11 protein-coding genes and 1 pseudogene are annotated in these 14,271 nt (G+C 55.3%); 4 read left to right on the top strand and 8 right to left on the bottom strand.

Features of this window, described 5'->3' with window-relative positions; translation table 11 throughout:
- Positions 1-18: 18 nt before the first annotated feature.
- Positions 19-921: a LysR substrate-binding domain-containing protein gene (locus tag HGP31_RS19555; protein ID WP_168758492.1), complete on the bottom strand. Its 903-nt coding sequence runs from the start codon at positions 919-921 to the stop codon at positions 19-21.
- A gap of 115 nt (positions 922-1,036) precedes the next feature.
- Here HGP31_RS19555 and HGP31_RS19550 point away from each other — a divergent pair, with 115 nt between their 5' ends.
- Genes HGP31_RS19550 through HGP31_RS19540 form a run of 3 tightly spaced genes read left to right on the top strand, consistent with a single transcriptional unit; the run spans position 1,037 to position 3,292 of the window.
- The gene (locus HGP31_RS19550) at positions 1,037-2,053 is read left to right on the top strand and encodes an aldo/keto reductase (protein ID WP_083349330.1); all 1,017 of its coding nucleotides are present in this window, start codon (positions 1,037-1,039) and stop codon (positions 2,051-2,053) included.
- A gap of 2 nt (positions 2,054-2,055) precedes the next feature.
- A complete protein-coding gene (locus HGP31_RS19545) occupies positions 2,056-2,853 on the top strand; it encodes an SDR family NAD(P)-dependent oxidoreductase (RefSeq protein ID WP_168758491.1) in 798 nt (265 codons plus the stop codon).
- Between the two features lie 28 nt (positions 2,854-2,881).
- Positions 2,882-3,292 (top strand): SRPBCC family protein, encoded by a 411-nt coding sequence (locus HGP31_RS19540; protein WP_168758490.1) that lies wholly within the window; start codon positions 2,882-2,884, stop codon positions 3,290-3,292.
- Between the two features lie 116 nt (positions 3,293-3,408).
- On the opposite strand, the gene HGP31_RS19535 is transcribed toward HGP31_RS19540, so the two are convergent.
- Together HGP31_RS19535 and HGP31_RS19530 are read right to left on the bottom strand one after the other, a co-directional pair.
- Positions 3,409-4,803 carry a sensor histidine kinase gene (locus HGP31_RS19535; RefSeq protein WP_168758489.1) on the bottom strand — a complete coding sequence of 465 codons (1,395 nt, stop codon included), beginning with the start codon at positions 4,801-4,803 and terminating at the stop codon, positions 3,409-3,411.
- A complete protein-coding gene (locus HGP31_RS19530) occupies positions 4,781-5,464 on the bottom strand; it encodes a response regulator transcription factor (RefSeq protein WP_020796732.1) in 684 nt (227 codons plus the stop codon). The genes HGP31_RS19535 and HGP31_RS19530 overlap by 23 nt, the downstream gene beginning before the upstream one ends.
- 278 nt (positions 5,465-5,742) lie before the next feature.
- Here HGP31_RS19530 and HGP31_RS19525 point away from each other — a divergent pair, with 278 nt between their 5' ends.
- Complete coding sequence (locus HGP31_RS19525; protein WP_033044541.1) at positions 5,743-6,672, top strand: hypothetical protein; 930 nt, start codon at positions 5,743-5,745, stop codon at positions 6,670-6,672.
- Between the two features lie 224 nt (positions 6,673-6,896).
- Here HGP31_RS19525 and HGP31_RS19520 read toward each other — a convergent pair.
- The 5 genes and pseudogenes from HGP31_RS19520 to HGP31_RS19500 form a co-directional block, all read right to left on the bottom strand.
- Positions 6,897-7,250, bottom strand: a pseudogene (locus HGP31_RS19520) (glutathione S-transferase); the annotation flags it as partial.
- A gap of 266 nt (positions 7,251-7,516) precedes the next feature.
- Entirely contained in the window at positions 7,517-9,325 is a 1,809-nt protein-coding gene (locus HGP31_RS19515; RefSeq protein WP_240963495.1) for a hypothetical protein, read from the bottom strand.
- Between the two features lie 670 nt (positions 9,326-9,995).
- Positions 9,996-10,952 carry a TniB family NTP-binding protein gene (locus HGP31_RS19510; RefSeq protein WP_168758487.1) on the bottom strand — a complete coding sequence of 319 codons (957 nt, stop codon included), beginning with the start codon at positions 10,950-10,952 and terminating at the stop codon, positions 9,996-9,998.
- A gap of 245 nt (positions 10,953-11,197) precedes the next feature.
- Positions 11,198-13,081, bottom strand: coding sequence for an integrase catalytic domain-containing protein (locus HGP31_RS19505; RefSeq protein ID WP_168758486.1), 1,884 nt, complete (start codon positions 13,079-13,081; stop codon positions 11,198-11,200).
- Positions 13,068-13,691: a hypothetical protein gene (locus HGP31_RS19500; protein WP_168758485.1), complete on the bottom strand. Its 624-nt coding sequence runs from the start codon at positions 13,689-13,691 to the stop codon at positions 13,068-13,070. The genes HGP31_RS19505 and HGP31_RS19500 overlap by 14 nt, the downstream gene beginning before the upstream one ends.
- Positions 13,692-14,271 lie beyond the last annotated feature (580 nt).

Raw genomic sequence — 14,271 nt, 5'->3', positions numbered from 1 at the left:
CACACAGAGATTTTGGCCCTATGCGGGCACCGGCTCCGGCTCGGTCAGCACCTTCCTGAACGTCTCCACCAACGGCCGCAGATTGATCCGGTGCCACGCCGCCCACAGCGGCCGGGTGAGGGGAATCCATGGTACTTCCCGCAGCACCACGCCCGGTGGCGCGTTGCGGCTCAAGCCTTTCTGGATCATGGCGATGCCCAACCCCGAAGCCACCAGCGCCATTGCCGTGAAGGGGCCGGTGGCTTCCATGCGGATATCCGGGGTGAAGCCTGCGCGGATGCAGGCGCTGACGAAGTTCTCGCGACTGCTGACATTCTGGTGGTGTTGCACGCCAATCCACTCCTGATCGGCGAGATCTTGCGGGGTCAGCGCGGCCTTTCGGGCCAGCGGATGGTGCTCGGGCAGTGCCAGCAGCATAGGGTCGTCCAGCACCTGGAAACCCAGCAGGTCAGGGTCGTCATCGGTCGGCGGCTCACTGACCAGGGCGATATCCAGACTACGCTGACGCAGGCCTTCGAGTTGTTCGGCGGAGCTCTGGTTGTACAGCGCGATGTGCACGTTCGGGCGGCTTACACGCAGCACGCGCAAGGCATTGGGCAAGACGCCGGCGTGCATGGCGTTTTCGATGTAGCCGATGCACAGGCCGCCTTCTTCGCCACGCCCCAGGCGTTTACCGAGGGATTCCAGGCGGTTGGCGTGGGTCAGCAGGGCGCGGGTTTCGGCGAGGAAGGTCTGGCCGTCGCGGGTCAGGCGGATGCGTTGCTGGCTGCGCTCGAACAGGGTCAGGCCCAGGCGTTCTTCGAGCTGGGCGATCTGCCGGCTCAGGGGCGACTGGGAAATGTGCAGGCGTTCGGCGGCGCGACCGACGTGTTCTTCCTCGGCGACGGCGACGAAGTAGCGCAATTGACGGATGTCGATCATGTAAGACCTCCAGGGACTCAAGTACTGCATATTATGTCTTGGACGGTCCGATGGTCGCAATCTAGGATCTGCTCAACGGTCACCACCTGACCACTGAACTGATGAGGATCTGAATATGAGCTTGAAAGACAAACTGCCCGGCGCACTGGGTTTCGGCACTGCACCGCTCGGCAACATGTTCCGCGCCATTCCCGAGGAAGAAGCGCAAGCCACCGTCCACGCCGCCTGGGATGCCGGTGTGCGTTATTTCGATACCGCGCCGTTCTACGGTTCGGGCCTGTCGGAAATTCGCCTCGGCCAGGCGCTGTCGCGCTACAACCGCGATGACTATGTCCTGAGCAGCAAGGTCGGCCGGGTGATTCTCGACGAGGTCGAAGACGCCGCCGCTCGCGATTTGGGCGAGAAGAGCGGGGTGTTCGAGCATGGTCGCCCGAACAAGATCGTCAACGACTACAGCGCCGATGCGACCCTGCGTTCGATCGAAGACAGCCTCAAGCGCCTGCAAACCGATCGCCTGGACATCGTCTGGGTGCACGACATCGCCCAGGACTTCTACGGCGATCAATGGCTGGAGTACTTCAACCAGGCCCGTACCGGTGCGTTCAAAGTCCTGACTCGCTTGCGTGAAGAAGGCGTGATCAAAGGCTGGGGCCTGGGGGTGAACAAGGTCGAGCCGTGCGAATTGACCCTGGATCTGAGCGAAGCGCAACCGGACGGTTTTTTGCTGGCGGGCCGCTACACTCTGCTCGACCATGATCGTGCCTTGCAGCGTCTGATGGACGCAGCACTGGCGCAGAACGTCGAGATCGTGGTCGGCGGTCCGTATAGCTCGGGGATCCTGGCCGGTGGCGCGCACTTCGAATACCAGAAGGCCAGCCCGGCGATCGTCAACAAAGTCGAACAGATCAAGCGGATTGCCGCTACCCACGGCGTCAGTATCAAAGCGGCTGCATTGCAGTTTTCCCTGGCCAACCCGGCGGTGGCGGCGGTTATTCCTGGTGCCAGCCGTCCAGAGCGAATTGCCGAAGATGTAGCCGCATTGTCGCAGGTGATTCCCGCCGCCTTCTGGCAGGCACTGCGTGACGCCAAGCTGATCGGCGAGCGTGCCCCATTACCCATCATTGGAGCTTGAGCATGAAAATCGATCTGAGTGGAAAACTGGCGATTGTCAGCGGCAGCACGGCCGGCATTGGCTTGGGTATCAGCAAGGCGCTGGCTGAGTCCGGCGCCACCGTGGTGGTCATCGGTCGCGATACGGCCAAGGTCGAGCAGGCCTTGGCGAGCATCCGCCAGAGCGTGCCCGGCGCACAATTGCGCGGCGTGACCGCGGACCTGGGCACTGCCGAGGGGGCGCAGAAACTGTTTGCCGCCGAGCCCCGTGCCGACGTCCTGGTCAACAACCTCGGGATCTACAACGACGTGGACTTCTTCGAGACCCCGGACAGCGAATGGTCACGCTTCTATGAAGTCAACGTGATCTCCGGTGTGCGCCTGGCCCGGCATTACGTGCCGGATATGGTCAAGCAGGGCTGGGGCCGCGTGATCTTCCTGTCTTCGGAATCCGGCGTGGCGATCCCCGCCGAAATGATCAACTACGGCGTAACCAAAAGTGCCAACCTGGCCGTGTCCCATGGCCTGGCCAAACGTCTGGCGGGCACGGGGGTGACAGTCAACTCGATCCTGCCGGGTCCGACCCTCACTGACGGCGTGGAGGAAATGCTCAAGGACGCCATCGCCGCCTCCGGACGCAGCGTTCGGGAAGAAGCCGACGCGTTCGTGCGCAAGGCGCGGCCGAGTTCGATCATCCAGCGCGTGGCGAATGTCGAGGAGGTCGCAAACCTGGTGGCCTACATTGCTTCGCCGCTATCCTCGGCCACCACTGGCGCCGCCCTGCGGGTCGACGGCGGTGTCGTCGACAGCCTGGCGATCTGAACCTTTTTGAATCTGGAGAGTATTTTTCATGGCAACAACCTCAGCATCCATCGACATCCCGGCCTCGGCCGATCAGGTCTGGCAATTGATCGGCGGTTTCAATTCGCTGCCGGATTGGCTGCCCTTCATTCCCAAGAGTGAGCTCAGCGAAGGCGGGCGGGTACGCAGCCTGCAAACGGCGGACGGCGCGGTGGTGGTTGAGCGCCTGCAAACGTTCGACAACGATAGCAAGACCTACAGTTACTCGATCTTGCAGGCGCCGTTTCCGGCCACTGATTATCTGGCGACGATCCGCGTTGAAGCGCAGGGGCAGGGCGCCCGGGTGACCTGGTCCGGTCGGTTTGAGCCGGTGGGTGTGAGCAATGAGGAAGTCGTGGCGTTATTCACCGGGATTTACCAGGGTGGTCTTGAGGCCCTGCGGGCGAACTACCCAGCCTGATCACTGATCGTTCCCACGCTCTGCGTGGGAATGCAGCCCGGGACGCTCCGCGTCCCTTTCGCAAGCTGGAACGCGGAGCGTCCCTTGAGGCATTCCTTTGCGGCGCGTGGGAACGATCATGCGGGGGTAATCAGACTCTCCCGACAATCGAGCACCAACCGCGCTCCACCCAACTCACTTGTCCCCACCTCCAGCGCAAATCCGTGCAAGCTGACAATCGCCGCGACGATCGACAGCCCCAAGCCGAAACCACTTTTCTGATTCCCCGCCTCGGCGCGGTAGAAGCGCTGGAACACCGCCTCGCGTTCAGCCTCCGCAATGCCGGGGCCGGAGTCGAGTACTTCGATGCGGGTATGCCCGTTCTCATTGACCCCACGCAAAATCACCTGGCCACCGGGCGGGGTGAATTTGATCGAGTTACTCAACAGATTGGCCACCGCTTCGAACAGCAGGGCGCGATCGCCATTGAGCGAAGGCAGCGATGTGGGCAGTTGCAGTTCAAACGTCAGGCCATCGTCCTCGGCCAATGGCAGATAAAACTCATGCAGTTCCTGTAGCAAGGACACCGCGTCCAATTGCACGAAACCGGACCGGCGCTGGCGATCCTCCAGTTCGGAAATCCGCAGCAGCCCGCGAAAACGCGCCATCAGGGTGTCGGCCTCGGCCAACACCGCGTCCAATTGCGTCGATTGTGGCGAACCTTCGCCGGCCTGTTGTTGCATGCGGTAGAGCTGCGCGCGCAGGCGGGTCAGCGGGGTGCGCAAGTCATGGGCGATGTTGTCGCACACGCCCTTGACCTCGTTCATCAAGCGCTCGATGCGTTCGAGCATGGCGTTGACGATGGCGGCCAGCATGTCCAGTTCATCGCGGCGATTGGACAGCGGCAGACGCCGGGTAAGGTCCCCGGCGACGATGGCTTCGGCGCTGCCCTGGATCGCGCGAATCCGCCGTAGCGGTCGGCGGCGCAACAGGTGCCAACCAACGATGCCCGGCAAGATGGTCAGGGTCACGCCCCAGAACAAGGCATGGAGGATGATCCGGGTCACGGCAAACAACGAACCGTTGTCCCGCACCAGGATCAGCCAGCGACCATCTTTCGTCTGGGTTGCCACCGCGTCGCAGCTGTCGACGGGCAGGGTCGGGTCGTCGGACTCGGCGCAGTCGTTGAGCATGTGAATCTTGCCGTCCAGCGGCAGGCCTTTGGGAATGTGGCGCAAGGCGCCGCTGAGGTAACGATGTTCGGCATCGAACAGGCCGTAGGCGTCGATGCCGCGGATGTCGAAGGTCATGCTGACGGCAAGGGCGTCCGTCAGTTGATCGCCCTGGAAGTGCGAGAACAGATGCTGGCGTTGCATCAGCGAATGCTTGGCCAGGTTGTCGAGGTAAGCGGACACCTCGTAATACATGACCCCCATGAGTATCCCGCTCCAGACCACGAACAACGCACTGTAGAGCGCCAGCAGGCGACTGGTGGAAGAACGCCAGCCTTTAGACGGGTTCGGCAATGACATAACCCGAGCCTCGCACCGTTCGAATCAATGGAACATTGCCAGGTGGGTCGATTTTCTTGCGCAGGCGGCCAATATGCACGTCGATCAAATTGGTGCCGGGGTCGAAGTGATAACCCCAGACCTCTTCGAAAATCATCATCCGCGAGAGGATCTGCCCGGTGTTGCGCATCAGGAATTCCAGCAGTTTGTATTCGGTGGGCAGCAGGGTGAGCAACTGGCCGTCACGGCTGGCCTCGTGGCTGATCAGGTTCAGCTCCAGGTCTGCCACCCGCAGCGTGGTGGCCTGGGCCGTCACGGTGTTCTGCCGGCGCAGCAGCACTTCGACCCGGGCAGCCATTTCATCGGTGGCGAAGGGTTTGGTCAGGTAATCGTCACCCCCGGCACGCAAGCCGCGTACGCGCTCGTCGACGTCGGAAAGGGCGCTGATCATCAGGATAGGCGTGGCCACGCCCATGGTGCGCAATGTGGTGACAATCGCCAGGCCGTCGAGTTCGGGCAGCATGCGGTCGAGGGTGATCAGGTCATAGTTGCCGCTGACCGCACGCTCAAGTCCCTCTCGACCGTTGTCGACCCAATCGACGTCGAGCCCGTGGCTGCTCAGTTCGGCGACAATTTCCCGTGCGGTCACGGCGTCGTCTTCGATGGTCAAGATGCGGGTCATAAGGCTGGCCTGATTAGGTATTCACAACGTAGTGCAGCATTTTGCCAAGAAATGATCGAACGCTTACTAAATAAAAGTTCATGGACACATCCATCGTCGTTTAATGCATAAAACCCGCTGCGACCAGCCGTTCATTGCAATTTGCATGGAGCTGGGAAGTTCAAAGTTTCTAAATCTCTGAAACAAAAGGATTTATTGAAAATCCGCGACTGGCACGGTGACTGCAATTGCTCCTTCGAGACTTGTAACACCATCTTTCTGCCTGGAGCGATACAACAATGAATAGATCCTCTGAGGGTTTCTATCCCGCCACGGATGAATCGAGCACAGTGTCGGGCGTGTCCTGGGGGGCGATCTTCGCCGGGGCCGCGGCGGCGGCGGCGTTGTCGCTGATCCTGGTACTGCTCGGATTCGGCCTGGGGTTCTCGGCAGTTTCGCCGTGGGCCAATGAAGGCATGAGCGCCAAGGGCCTGGGCATATCGACGATTGTCTGGCTGGCTGTCACGCAAATCGTCGCTTCCGGCGCCGGTGGCTATATCGCCGGCCGGCTGCGGGTGAAGTGGGCTTACATGCATGGCGATGAAGTTTATTTCCGCGATACCGCCCACGGTTTTCTCGCCTGGTGCGTGGCGACGCTGGTGACGGCCACGTTGGTCGCCGGTTCGGTCAGCAGCATCGTCAGTGGTGGCGTGCAGGCCGGGGCGCAGGTCGCCGGTGGCGCCGCCACTGCCATGACAGCAGCGGCGGGCACCGCGGCAGCCAACACTGACGGCGATCAATACGGCTACTACATCGACAGCCTGTTTCGTAATGACCAGCCGGCCGCCCTCAGCGACGACGCCGCCCGAGGCACAGTGACGCGCATTTTCGTGCGCTCACTGAAAGACGGTCAGCTGGCCGCTGAAGACCGTACTTACCTGGCACAACTGGTGGCGCAACGGACCAACCTGCCCCAAGCGGACGCCGAGCGTCGTGTCGACGAAGTCTATGCCCGCACGCAGAAAGCCGTGGCGGACGCCAAGCTGGCTGCGCAACAAGCTGCTGATACCGCCGCCAAAGTCGCTGCCATGACCACCTTGTGGATGTTTGTTGCGCTCTTGGCCGGTGCGTTCTTCGCCAGCCTTGCAGCAACATTTGGAGGTCGTCGTCGGGATGCCGTGGTGTATGTGGAAACCGACACTTACGTGAACACCACACCTGTTCGCTAACTCAGGAGAATCATCATGCGTTCATTACTGCTGTTCTTTCTCGGCATACCGATCCCGATCATCATTCTGATCGCGTTGTTTACATGAACTGATAGTTCCTGGCCTCGTGCCTGTGCCGCTTCTGCCTTTTTGGCAGAAGCGGCGTTTTTGCTGGTGGATGTAAAGGTGTGAAACGCACCTGTAGGAGCCGGCTTGCTGGCGATGCGATGGTGGCCGTAACGCCGTCAGTCAATCGGCGTGTCGATAAACACCTCAAGCCCCTCGGCATAGCGGGTGAACGCAGCGATTTTTGGGAACCGCTCAACCGGAACCTGATCCGGCACCACATACTGGGTAAAGCTCCACGCAACAGCGAGGGTAATACCAGCCTGGTCAATCGAGCCGTCATTTTTCAGCGGCTGCTTTTCCAGCTCTCGTTCCAGCGCCGAATAGGCGGCTGCCAATTGCCCCTCGACCCGTTCAACCCAAGGCTCGTATTGAATCTCTGCCGGGCGTAGGTTGCGTTCATAATAAAGCTGCACCGACTTTTCGCTGGCAGCCAATGCCAGGCCAATCAGGCGCAGTGACCGCAGGCGATGTTCGATACCCGCAGGCCCCCATTTTTCATGTTTATCAGTACGGGCACCGCTTGATATTCCTTGTATTGTCAAAATCACTCGGAGGCGGGATGTCAAAATAAGTGCGATTTTGCGAAAGTTAGGCAAATTGGTCTAGCTTTTTCAGGTAAAGATGGTTCAGGGGTGTTATTCGATTTTAGATCGACATATGCAAGTAAAATTTCAGTTTTTTGGGCGGGGCGATTGCTGATCGATAAAGTGTAAAGATAGTGGGTCAGGACGGTGGATCATACGAATCCGTGTTCAGTCGCGTAGTCCTGTAGCTGGATTTTATCAATCATCGGATAATTAGAATATCCGTTTAGCGGATAAACTACGTTAAGTTTGTTTCTTTGTATTAAATTACTCGTATGCCTATGGTCTAAATATCTATCTGCTTGTGAAAATGTATAGTATTTGTTTAAAATCTCCTCCACCTTGTATACGTCATTCTGAAGCAGATAAGTGGCTGCACCAATGCGAATTGGACTTGTGAAGCCGGAGCTTAAAAATAGCTGGCCGAAGGATCGACTGCCGATGTTGTATTTTTTCCAGAGAGCACGTACATGTGTTAGCGCCAATTCAGGTTTCTCGCCTGGGTGAATTATTTGTTGATCTGGAATTAAGAAGTATTTCTCGATGTCCTTGGATGCATATATGATTTGCGAATAAGTATCAGCTGGCGTACCAGTTACAGGGTTTATGCCAAGACTACTTAATATTTTGTAAATGGCGGGTGGGGTAGTTTTTAACCAGCAGGCTATGGTTGTTGATTTGGCGTAATTTTTATAAAACGTATCGACACTGCTGCATCTAATTTTGTGATTTATCAGGCGCTCGGAGTTTTCAAGTTGAAAGACGCCTATTGCTATCATGTTAAGGGTGGTGGATAATGAAATTTGAAGTTTTTTAGATGCTTGCAGTATTGTGTACCCATTATTTTTTTTGCTAAGTAATTTATCTCCCATGCTAGTGTATGGTGAGATTTTTTCTCGTGAGTAAAAAGTATGTGGGTTGTGATCGATTTTCGGCCCCGTTAAAGGTGATATTCCAAAGCTTTTTAGAAGTTTGGCCGCATTGCCGCGACTACAACCCAGCAATTTATAAACCTCTGCCGCGCTTACGTATTTTGCTTCAAAGTCTTTTAAGGTTCTGGCCTCTATGAGGTATCCACCCATTCGGGATTTTCGAATGTTGGTAAGTAATCCGAGTTTTATAAGATGGCGTACAACCTGTGTCCATGTGTTAAGATATTTCGCGGCTATAGCAGTGGGTAACCAATTTTCTCCTTCAGCAAGATTGGGTTGTGGAAGTGCGGCCGAGGATTGTACGAACTTCCTCTGTTGCTTTTCAGTTTTGTTGCACCATTCGACAATTAAGGGGCTTGTTTGGGTGCTAATAAGCCAGCGACGAAGTATGCTGCTTTCAAAGTTTAGCGGAGCTATCTTCAAGCGCGATATCGCTCTACGGATCCGATTGGTGGGGATTTTGGTTTGGGAGGATAAAAGCTTCACAGAAATGAATTTTTTAGAGAAATTCTCTATCTCTTGTGGATCAAAGTACATTTTGTGATTCTTTCCCCATTTGGGCGTTAAAAGGTGGTGTTTGATCGCACTTTTTATCGCTTCAGCACTTAGTTGTAGTTTTTCTTGTGCGTTTTTTGGTGGTCTTTCTGAGTTAGATATTTTTTTCTTGGTAAAACCATTGCGGAGTTTTATTATCAATACTTTTTTTGAAAACATCTGAGCGTGCTGCCAGTTGTATCGAGTCTTGTATGGCCTAATGCTGATTTCTAGACGCAGGGTTGCCCAGTAATGCTGGCGAATGCCAAGCCAAGCACCAATCTGCCGCTTCGTTAAAGAAAAGGAATGAACTGGTGGTGTTTTGAAGGATCCATTCTTTTCGGCGTGTTCATTTGAGCTATATTTGATGAAGTCTCGCACGCCGTCCCGTATTTTGAGATAGGGGAATAGCGAGAGTTTGGCAGCGATTATGAATGCAGGTATTTCCGGGTGTAAGCTTTTCAATTTTTTAAGATGAACCGATACTCCTATCATGTCATCTTCAAGTAAAGCGAACGCTATTCCCAGTAAGCACCTATTGGCAGAGCATTCAGTAGCACGCTCCACGTGGTAGCCCAAGTCCGTTAAGTAGCGAAGAAGTTGGTGAAATTTCTGTGTGTCACCTGACCGAAAAATATTGAGTAAGTTTTGTTCGTACTTTGCGTCTTCGACGGAACATGGCGGCGAAACCAACGGGTGATTACACATATAACATTCATCCACTGCATGCCAATTAAGCTTAACCTGGCAATTAGGGCATCTGGAGAGATATTTTCTAAGGTGGTAGGGGCAGTAACTCGCGAGCTTAAGATCTTTGATGAAATATTCATGGCCGTCTCTGCAACATTCGGAGCAATATGCGGCGTCCTTCTTTCGTATCATGTCAGCATTAACAGAAAATCCAGCGATATTCAGAGATGGAGAGCGGTGTAGCGCCCCAACTGGTTCATAAAAACCACTTAGAAATTCATCGCCTGCGGCACTCGTCCGTTTTGAGATTTCTTGAATAATAGGGTGCGATCGGGAAATTAGAGAACCGTTAAAACATGTTCGACCAAATAGAGCCATAAAATCCGAGCGTAATGTGCAACCATGCATAATGGCCATGCGTTTTAGGATACTGGTTGGACTTTCCTCATGCAACGGCTTAGGAATGAACAATAGTCTACTCATCATCAGTGCCCTCGTAGTTTTCTGCGAGCTTTATCGCATCGTCATAGGACAGGGCGAAAGGATTACCATCTGATAAATTTTTCGGCAAGTCTACGTATTGGCATGCGGTAAAGAAATCACTTGCCTTCAGTTCGTGTGGTGTATTGCTGCGCAAGCAGGTTTTTAGTGCATCATTAATGATCACCCGCATCCTCTTCAGATTGCCGCAAGTGGCAACGAAGAGTGGCGCCGCTATTGTTGGATCGTTAAGGTGCACACCTTTTACGAGTCTTGTGATCTCGTACATCGCGGAATCCAAATGTTTTAACGTCGCAAAATAATCGGAACCCTCTCCCGCGTCATAAGTGAAATTCGATAGCTCAGCGAAATATGGATACCGGTTTTCAAATGCCTCATCTTCACGCCGGATGTCTTTGCAGAGTTCAGTGCCCGAAAGGATCACCGGTATTCCGGATCCATTGAGAAGCGAGACAAGCCACTGTAGGGAGTCGAGGCGTACCTTTTCGGCGACGGTGGTAAAGCAGAGGCGTTGAATTTCGTCGAGAAAAATTATCTTCACCTGACTCGTTTTCAGGCAGGTGATTAGCTGGTGGGTAAGTTTCTCGATGGTGCCATTAGGAGTGTCCTCAATGAGTAAGCGGAGCATATTTGTGATCAATCCTTTGACGGTCGTTGGTGATGGGACCTCACAATAGAAGACGGGCAAATTTGCATACGTTCCATCATCACGGCGGATAACCGAATCACCGCTGTAAAGTTTTCGAAAGTAATAACAAAGCGTGGATTTACCAGTACCACTTGGGCCGCAAAGCAAGACACATACCGGTTCACCCAGCGCCTGGGTGTTTTCGATCGCGTTCTGGATTTGCGAGCACGCTTGCCGATAGCGAGGATGGAAGACAATTTTGGCCTTGAAGGCTTTAAGGATTTGTTCGATGTCGGGCTCCATTGCTATGCACCTCATTTTGCTCAGATTGTTAGTCTCATCGGTGGAACATATGGCGGTTGATGTATCCAGATTAAGAGTTGCGTTCATAGGCACTAGGATTGGCTGGGTACATCGCTTTCACCAAATAGTTATTTGAGCGCACCCACGCTGACTCCGTTCGCTGAGCTTTGGTTCGATAGTGATCGCTGACTACTGCAAGCCTTACCACGGCGATGCACAGTTGTTTCGAACGGATGTGTATGGCGTCAAACATCAACAGATGAGTAGTCGTCGGGTGTGTTTCCGTGATTGCGATATGACTCTGGCGCCTTTGGTTTACTGGTCGCTGCCTTCACCGGGTGTTTGCGTGATCTTTGAAGCGAACCTGTCTCCACAGCTCGCTGATGTTGACGTCGCTGTGCCGGGGTCTTTACCTTGGCCAGCTCACGCAGCAGCGCCAATCGGGCTTGTCGTGCTTTACGCGGGTTAAATGCTTCACGTTCGGTTCTCAGGCGTTTAAGCGTCAATTGATGTAAGTGCATGGTAAGTCCTTGCTGGTAATCAGGATCGACCGCCTGCAGTTCTAGGAGCTCGTTGGGATAGCTGGGATGGCAGGCCCAAGCGTGACCCAGGTCACTTGGGTCGTAATAGACATGGAGTTTGTCTACTTTGGGTTCGCGGTTTGCCAGATACGGCACTCCTGGTCCCGTCCAGAACAGCGAGTTGTACCGCAGCCGCCCTTGTTGGGGCGAAGCTTTGAACGCGCTTAAGAAATGCAGGCGAAGTTCCGAGGGCGAATAGCGCCGCGGCGGAAACATGGCCGTGTAGGCCGCCTTCCATGCCAGCCGAGGAGAAGTGTTCAGGCTGCTGTGCACGCGTTCACAATACACGTCGTTCACCCAGCGGCCGAAGGCATCCCTGACGGCCTCTATGGTCAGGCGCGCATTTTTTTCAGAGTTGTAATCACTCCTTGCTGCGACGTTTGAGAAGGTCGTACCGGGCATCGCGTGGGCGATCTCTTTCGACCAAACTCCGAAAAAGGCTTCGACGTGAGGTTTTTGATTGCCCGTGGCCGGTTCGCAATAACAAACCTCACCGCCCAACAATGCGATGATTCGCCGAAGGTTGTCCGCCACGAATTCAGGGCCACTGTCGAAGACGTAGCGCAGTGCGACACCGCCATAAATATTATCACTGGATAACGATTGCTTGAGCGCCTGCAAGGTGGTGTCCAAGGACGGAGGATTGAACCCGATACACCAGGCGTAGGGCATCCGCGTATAGATTTCCAAAAAGACGGTTAGGTAGGGGCGACCGATCACCTCGCCGTGATCATTAACGACCATGACGTGCATTTGTTGCGTGTCAGCCTCCACCAGTTCGAACAGCCGCCCCGAGCGTGGTCGCTTGCGCGTCCAACCTTGTTTTTTCTGAGCATACTTGCTTCCATGTTGAGCACAGGCCGTTTCGTTGGCATCGAGCTCTCTTAGGATCCGATTGAGGGTCGACTCCGAAGGAATCCTTAGTCGGTCGTGTTTGGGTCTGCCTTCATTGAACGCTTCCAACTCCAGGACGATTGCATCGATCACTTCGGTTTTACAGGCGGGTTCTGACTTCAGGTAGAGCTCCTTGACCTGTTGGTTGATGATCTCCTGAACTTCCTTCGGCTGATGCTCCAATCGATGTGTCCATTTTTTTTTCCTGCCGGGGATGAGCGAAAGATAGCTGTAACCCGATTTGCAAAAAGTTCTGACCCAACTGCGTGCCGTACTTAGGCTGGGCGGGCAGATATCGTTGATCTGTTTTGCCAATCGATTGATCAATGACTGGGCATGTCGCGCTGGCATTCGTCCATGTAATTCGTCCATTAGTCCCCGGGTGTAGTAACAATGTCGGTCGAATGCAGCAGCGTAAGGCTTTGGCAGGCCGGCGATTATTTTTTGTGGATCCTTCTCAATCGGAGCCTCCTGATCTTTGACCAAGTCGCCACGCTTCATCGCCCGAAGCAGAATGTCCCGGGTCTGACGCAACACGATCCGGCGGCCCTCGATGGCGCGCAGTTGTACGCATTCACCTTGCAGGTCGACGATCTGCAAACGTTGGCCGCGATAGCGGTAGTGTTCACCGATCTTGAATTCAAAGATGCCCATCACGGCCTCCGTAGATCATGGTGTTAGGAGCGAGCTGTTGCTCAAGGTCGATCCGCAGTTTGTCAAGGAAGATGGCGTGACAGATGTCGGCGGACGAGGCGCCGCTGGCGAGGAGGGCCTCGAACGTTGTCCGTTGTTCCATCAGACCTACCACGTGCGCGCGCACCTGCTGAGCCGCCCGTTGGGAACTGCCAAAGCCTTGGTGGTAGAGGTACCGCAGGTTGTAACTGACCAGGGGGTGAGGAAGGTCACCGGGAACAAGCCAACGAAACAACAGCTCGCGATCGCGAAGCATCGCTTCGACGGCTTGTTTGTGATGACCAATGAGTGCACCCGGTTGATCGTCGGACGGTAGAAATTTGAGGTACACCGCGGGCCCGCTGCTCAGAACCACGAGGAAATCGGCCTTGTAACGTAAAGCCTCACAGCACACGGTGGGAGGCCGGCATTGGTAGGTGAGAACATCCTGGCGGTATTCCAGATGGACACAGTAATCAGCCTGCTGCAGATTGCCGCAAGCTACGGGGCCACCCGTCTTTCGCGACGGGAAAAACGTGACGCGACTGCCCGGGCGTCCTTTGGTCAAAGGGGCACGGGCGAGGTTATCCATGGGACGTTTCGCTGCTGCACACATGATGGCTCTCCTCGAGGGGGAGATGAATTGAGCAATGACCACGGCTGATCAATGCAACACCGGAGCAGGTGGCGTTGAGCGTTTTGACTCTGAGTCTAAGCCGTACGCAGAGGGGCATGCCCCTCTGCGCGTTGGCCGCCCCGCTCAGGCAGTGATAGCCGAAAATCTCGCGGACGCCGAACGCTCGATTGCGCTCAAGGGCGCAATTACGAGGGGCATAAAACGTATCGGATATGGCCAGGCGTGACCGATAGCGGGACTGCTGGTCCGTGATAACGCGGACGCAGTCGCCGCCGGGCCAGTTCAAGAAGCGAGATACCCATGGCTGCTTCGATCAGACAGATTTGCTGCTCATCGTCACCAACGATGAACGTGGTATGAATCAGTGGGGGGACTCCCGATAGGACCCGGTGAGTTGAACGACCGAAAGGGCGAAACATCCACCACACGACAATGCGCAGATCACCACCGCCGGCGAAACAGCGGCGTTGTTCATCGGATGGGCGACGGCTCCGGGCGGTCGCTGGATTGCAGGGCCGGTGCGAACAACCAAGCC

Origin of the sequence: Pseudomonas umsongensis (assembly GCF_012647205.1) — a bacterium.
In the GTDB taxonomy this organism is placed as follows: Bacteria; Pseudomonadota; Gammaproteobacteria; order Pseudomonadales; family Pseudomonadaceae; genus Aquipseudomonas; species Aquipseudomonas umsongensis.
Note: the sequence above shows the minus strand (reverse complement) of the source record. Positions and strands in the feature narration are given on the sequence as shown.

Coding starts and splice junctions, on each gene's coding strand:
- HGP31_RS19555 (WP_168758492.1), bottom strand. CDS start 921: ATGATCGACATCCGTCAATTGCGCTACTTCGTCGCCGTCGCCGAGGAA.
- HGP31_RS19550 (WP_083349330.1), top strand. CDS start 1,037: ATGAGCTTGAAAGACAAACTGCCCGGCGCACTGGGTTTCGGCACTGCA.
- HGP31_RS19545 (WP_168758491.1), top strand. CDS start 2,056: ATGAAAATCGATCTGAGTGGAAAACTGGCGATTGTCAGCGGCAGCACG.
- HGP31_RS19540 (WP_168758490.1), top strand. CDS start 2,882: ATGGCAACAACCTCAGCATCCATCGACATCCCGGCCTCGGCCGATCAG.
- HGP31_RS19535 (WP_168758489.1), bottom strand. CDS start 4,803: ATGTCATTGCCGAACCCGTCTAAAGGCTGGCGTTCTTCCACCAGTCGC.
- HGP31_RS19530 (WP_020796732.1), bottom strand. CDS start 5,464: ATGACCCGCATCTTGACCATCGAAGACGACGCCGTGACCGCACGGGAA.
- HGP31_RS19525 (WP_033044541.1), top strand. CDS start 5,743: ATGAATAGATCCTCTGAGGGTTTCTATCCCGCCACGGATGAATCGAGC.
- HGP31_RS19515 (WP_240963495.1), bottom strand. CDS start 9,325: ATGATAGGAGTATCGGTTCATCTTAAAAAATTGAAAAGCTTACACCCG.
- HGP31_RS19510 (WP_168758487.1), bottom strand. CDS start 10,952: ATGGAGCCCGACATCGAACAAATCCTTAAAGCCTTCAAGGCCAAAATT.
- HGP31_RS19505 (WP_168758486.1), bottom strand. CDS start 13,081: ATGGGCATCTTTGAATTCAAGATCGGTGAACACTACCGCTATCGCGGC.
- HGP31_RS19500 (WP_168758485.1), bottom strand. CDS start 13,691: ATGGATAACCTCGCCCGTGCCCCTTTGACCAAAGGACGCCCGGGCAGT.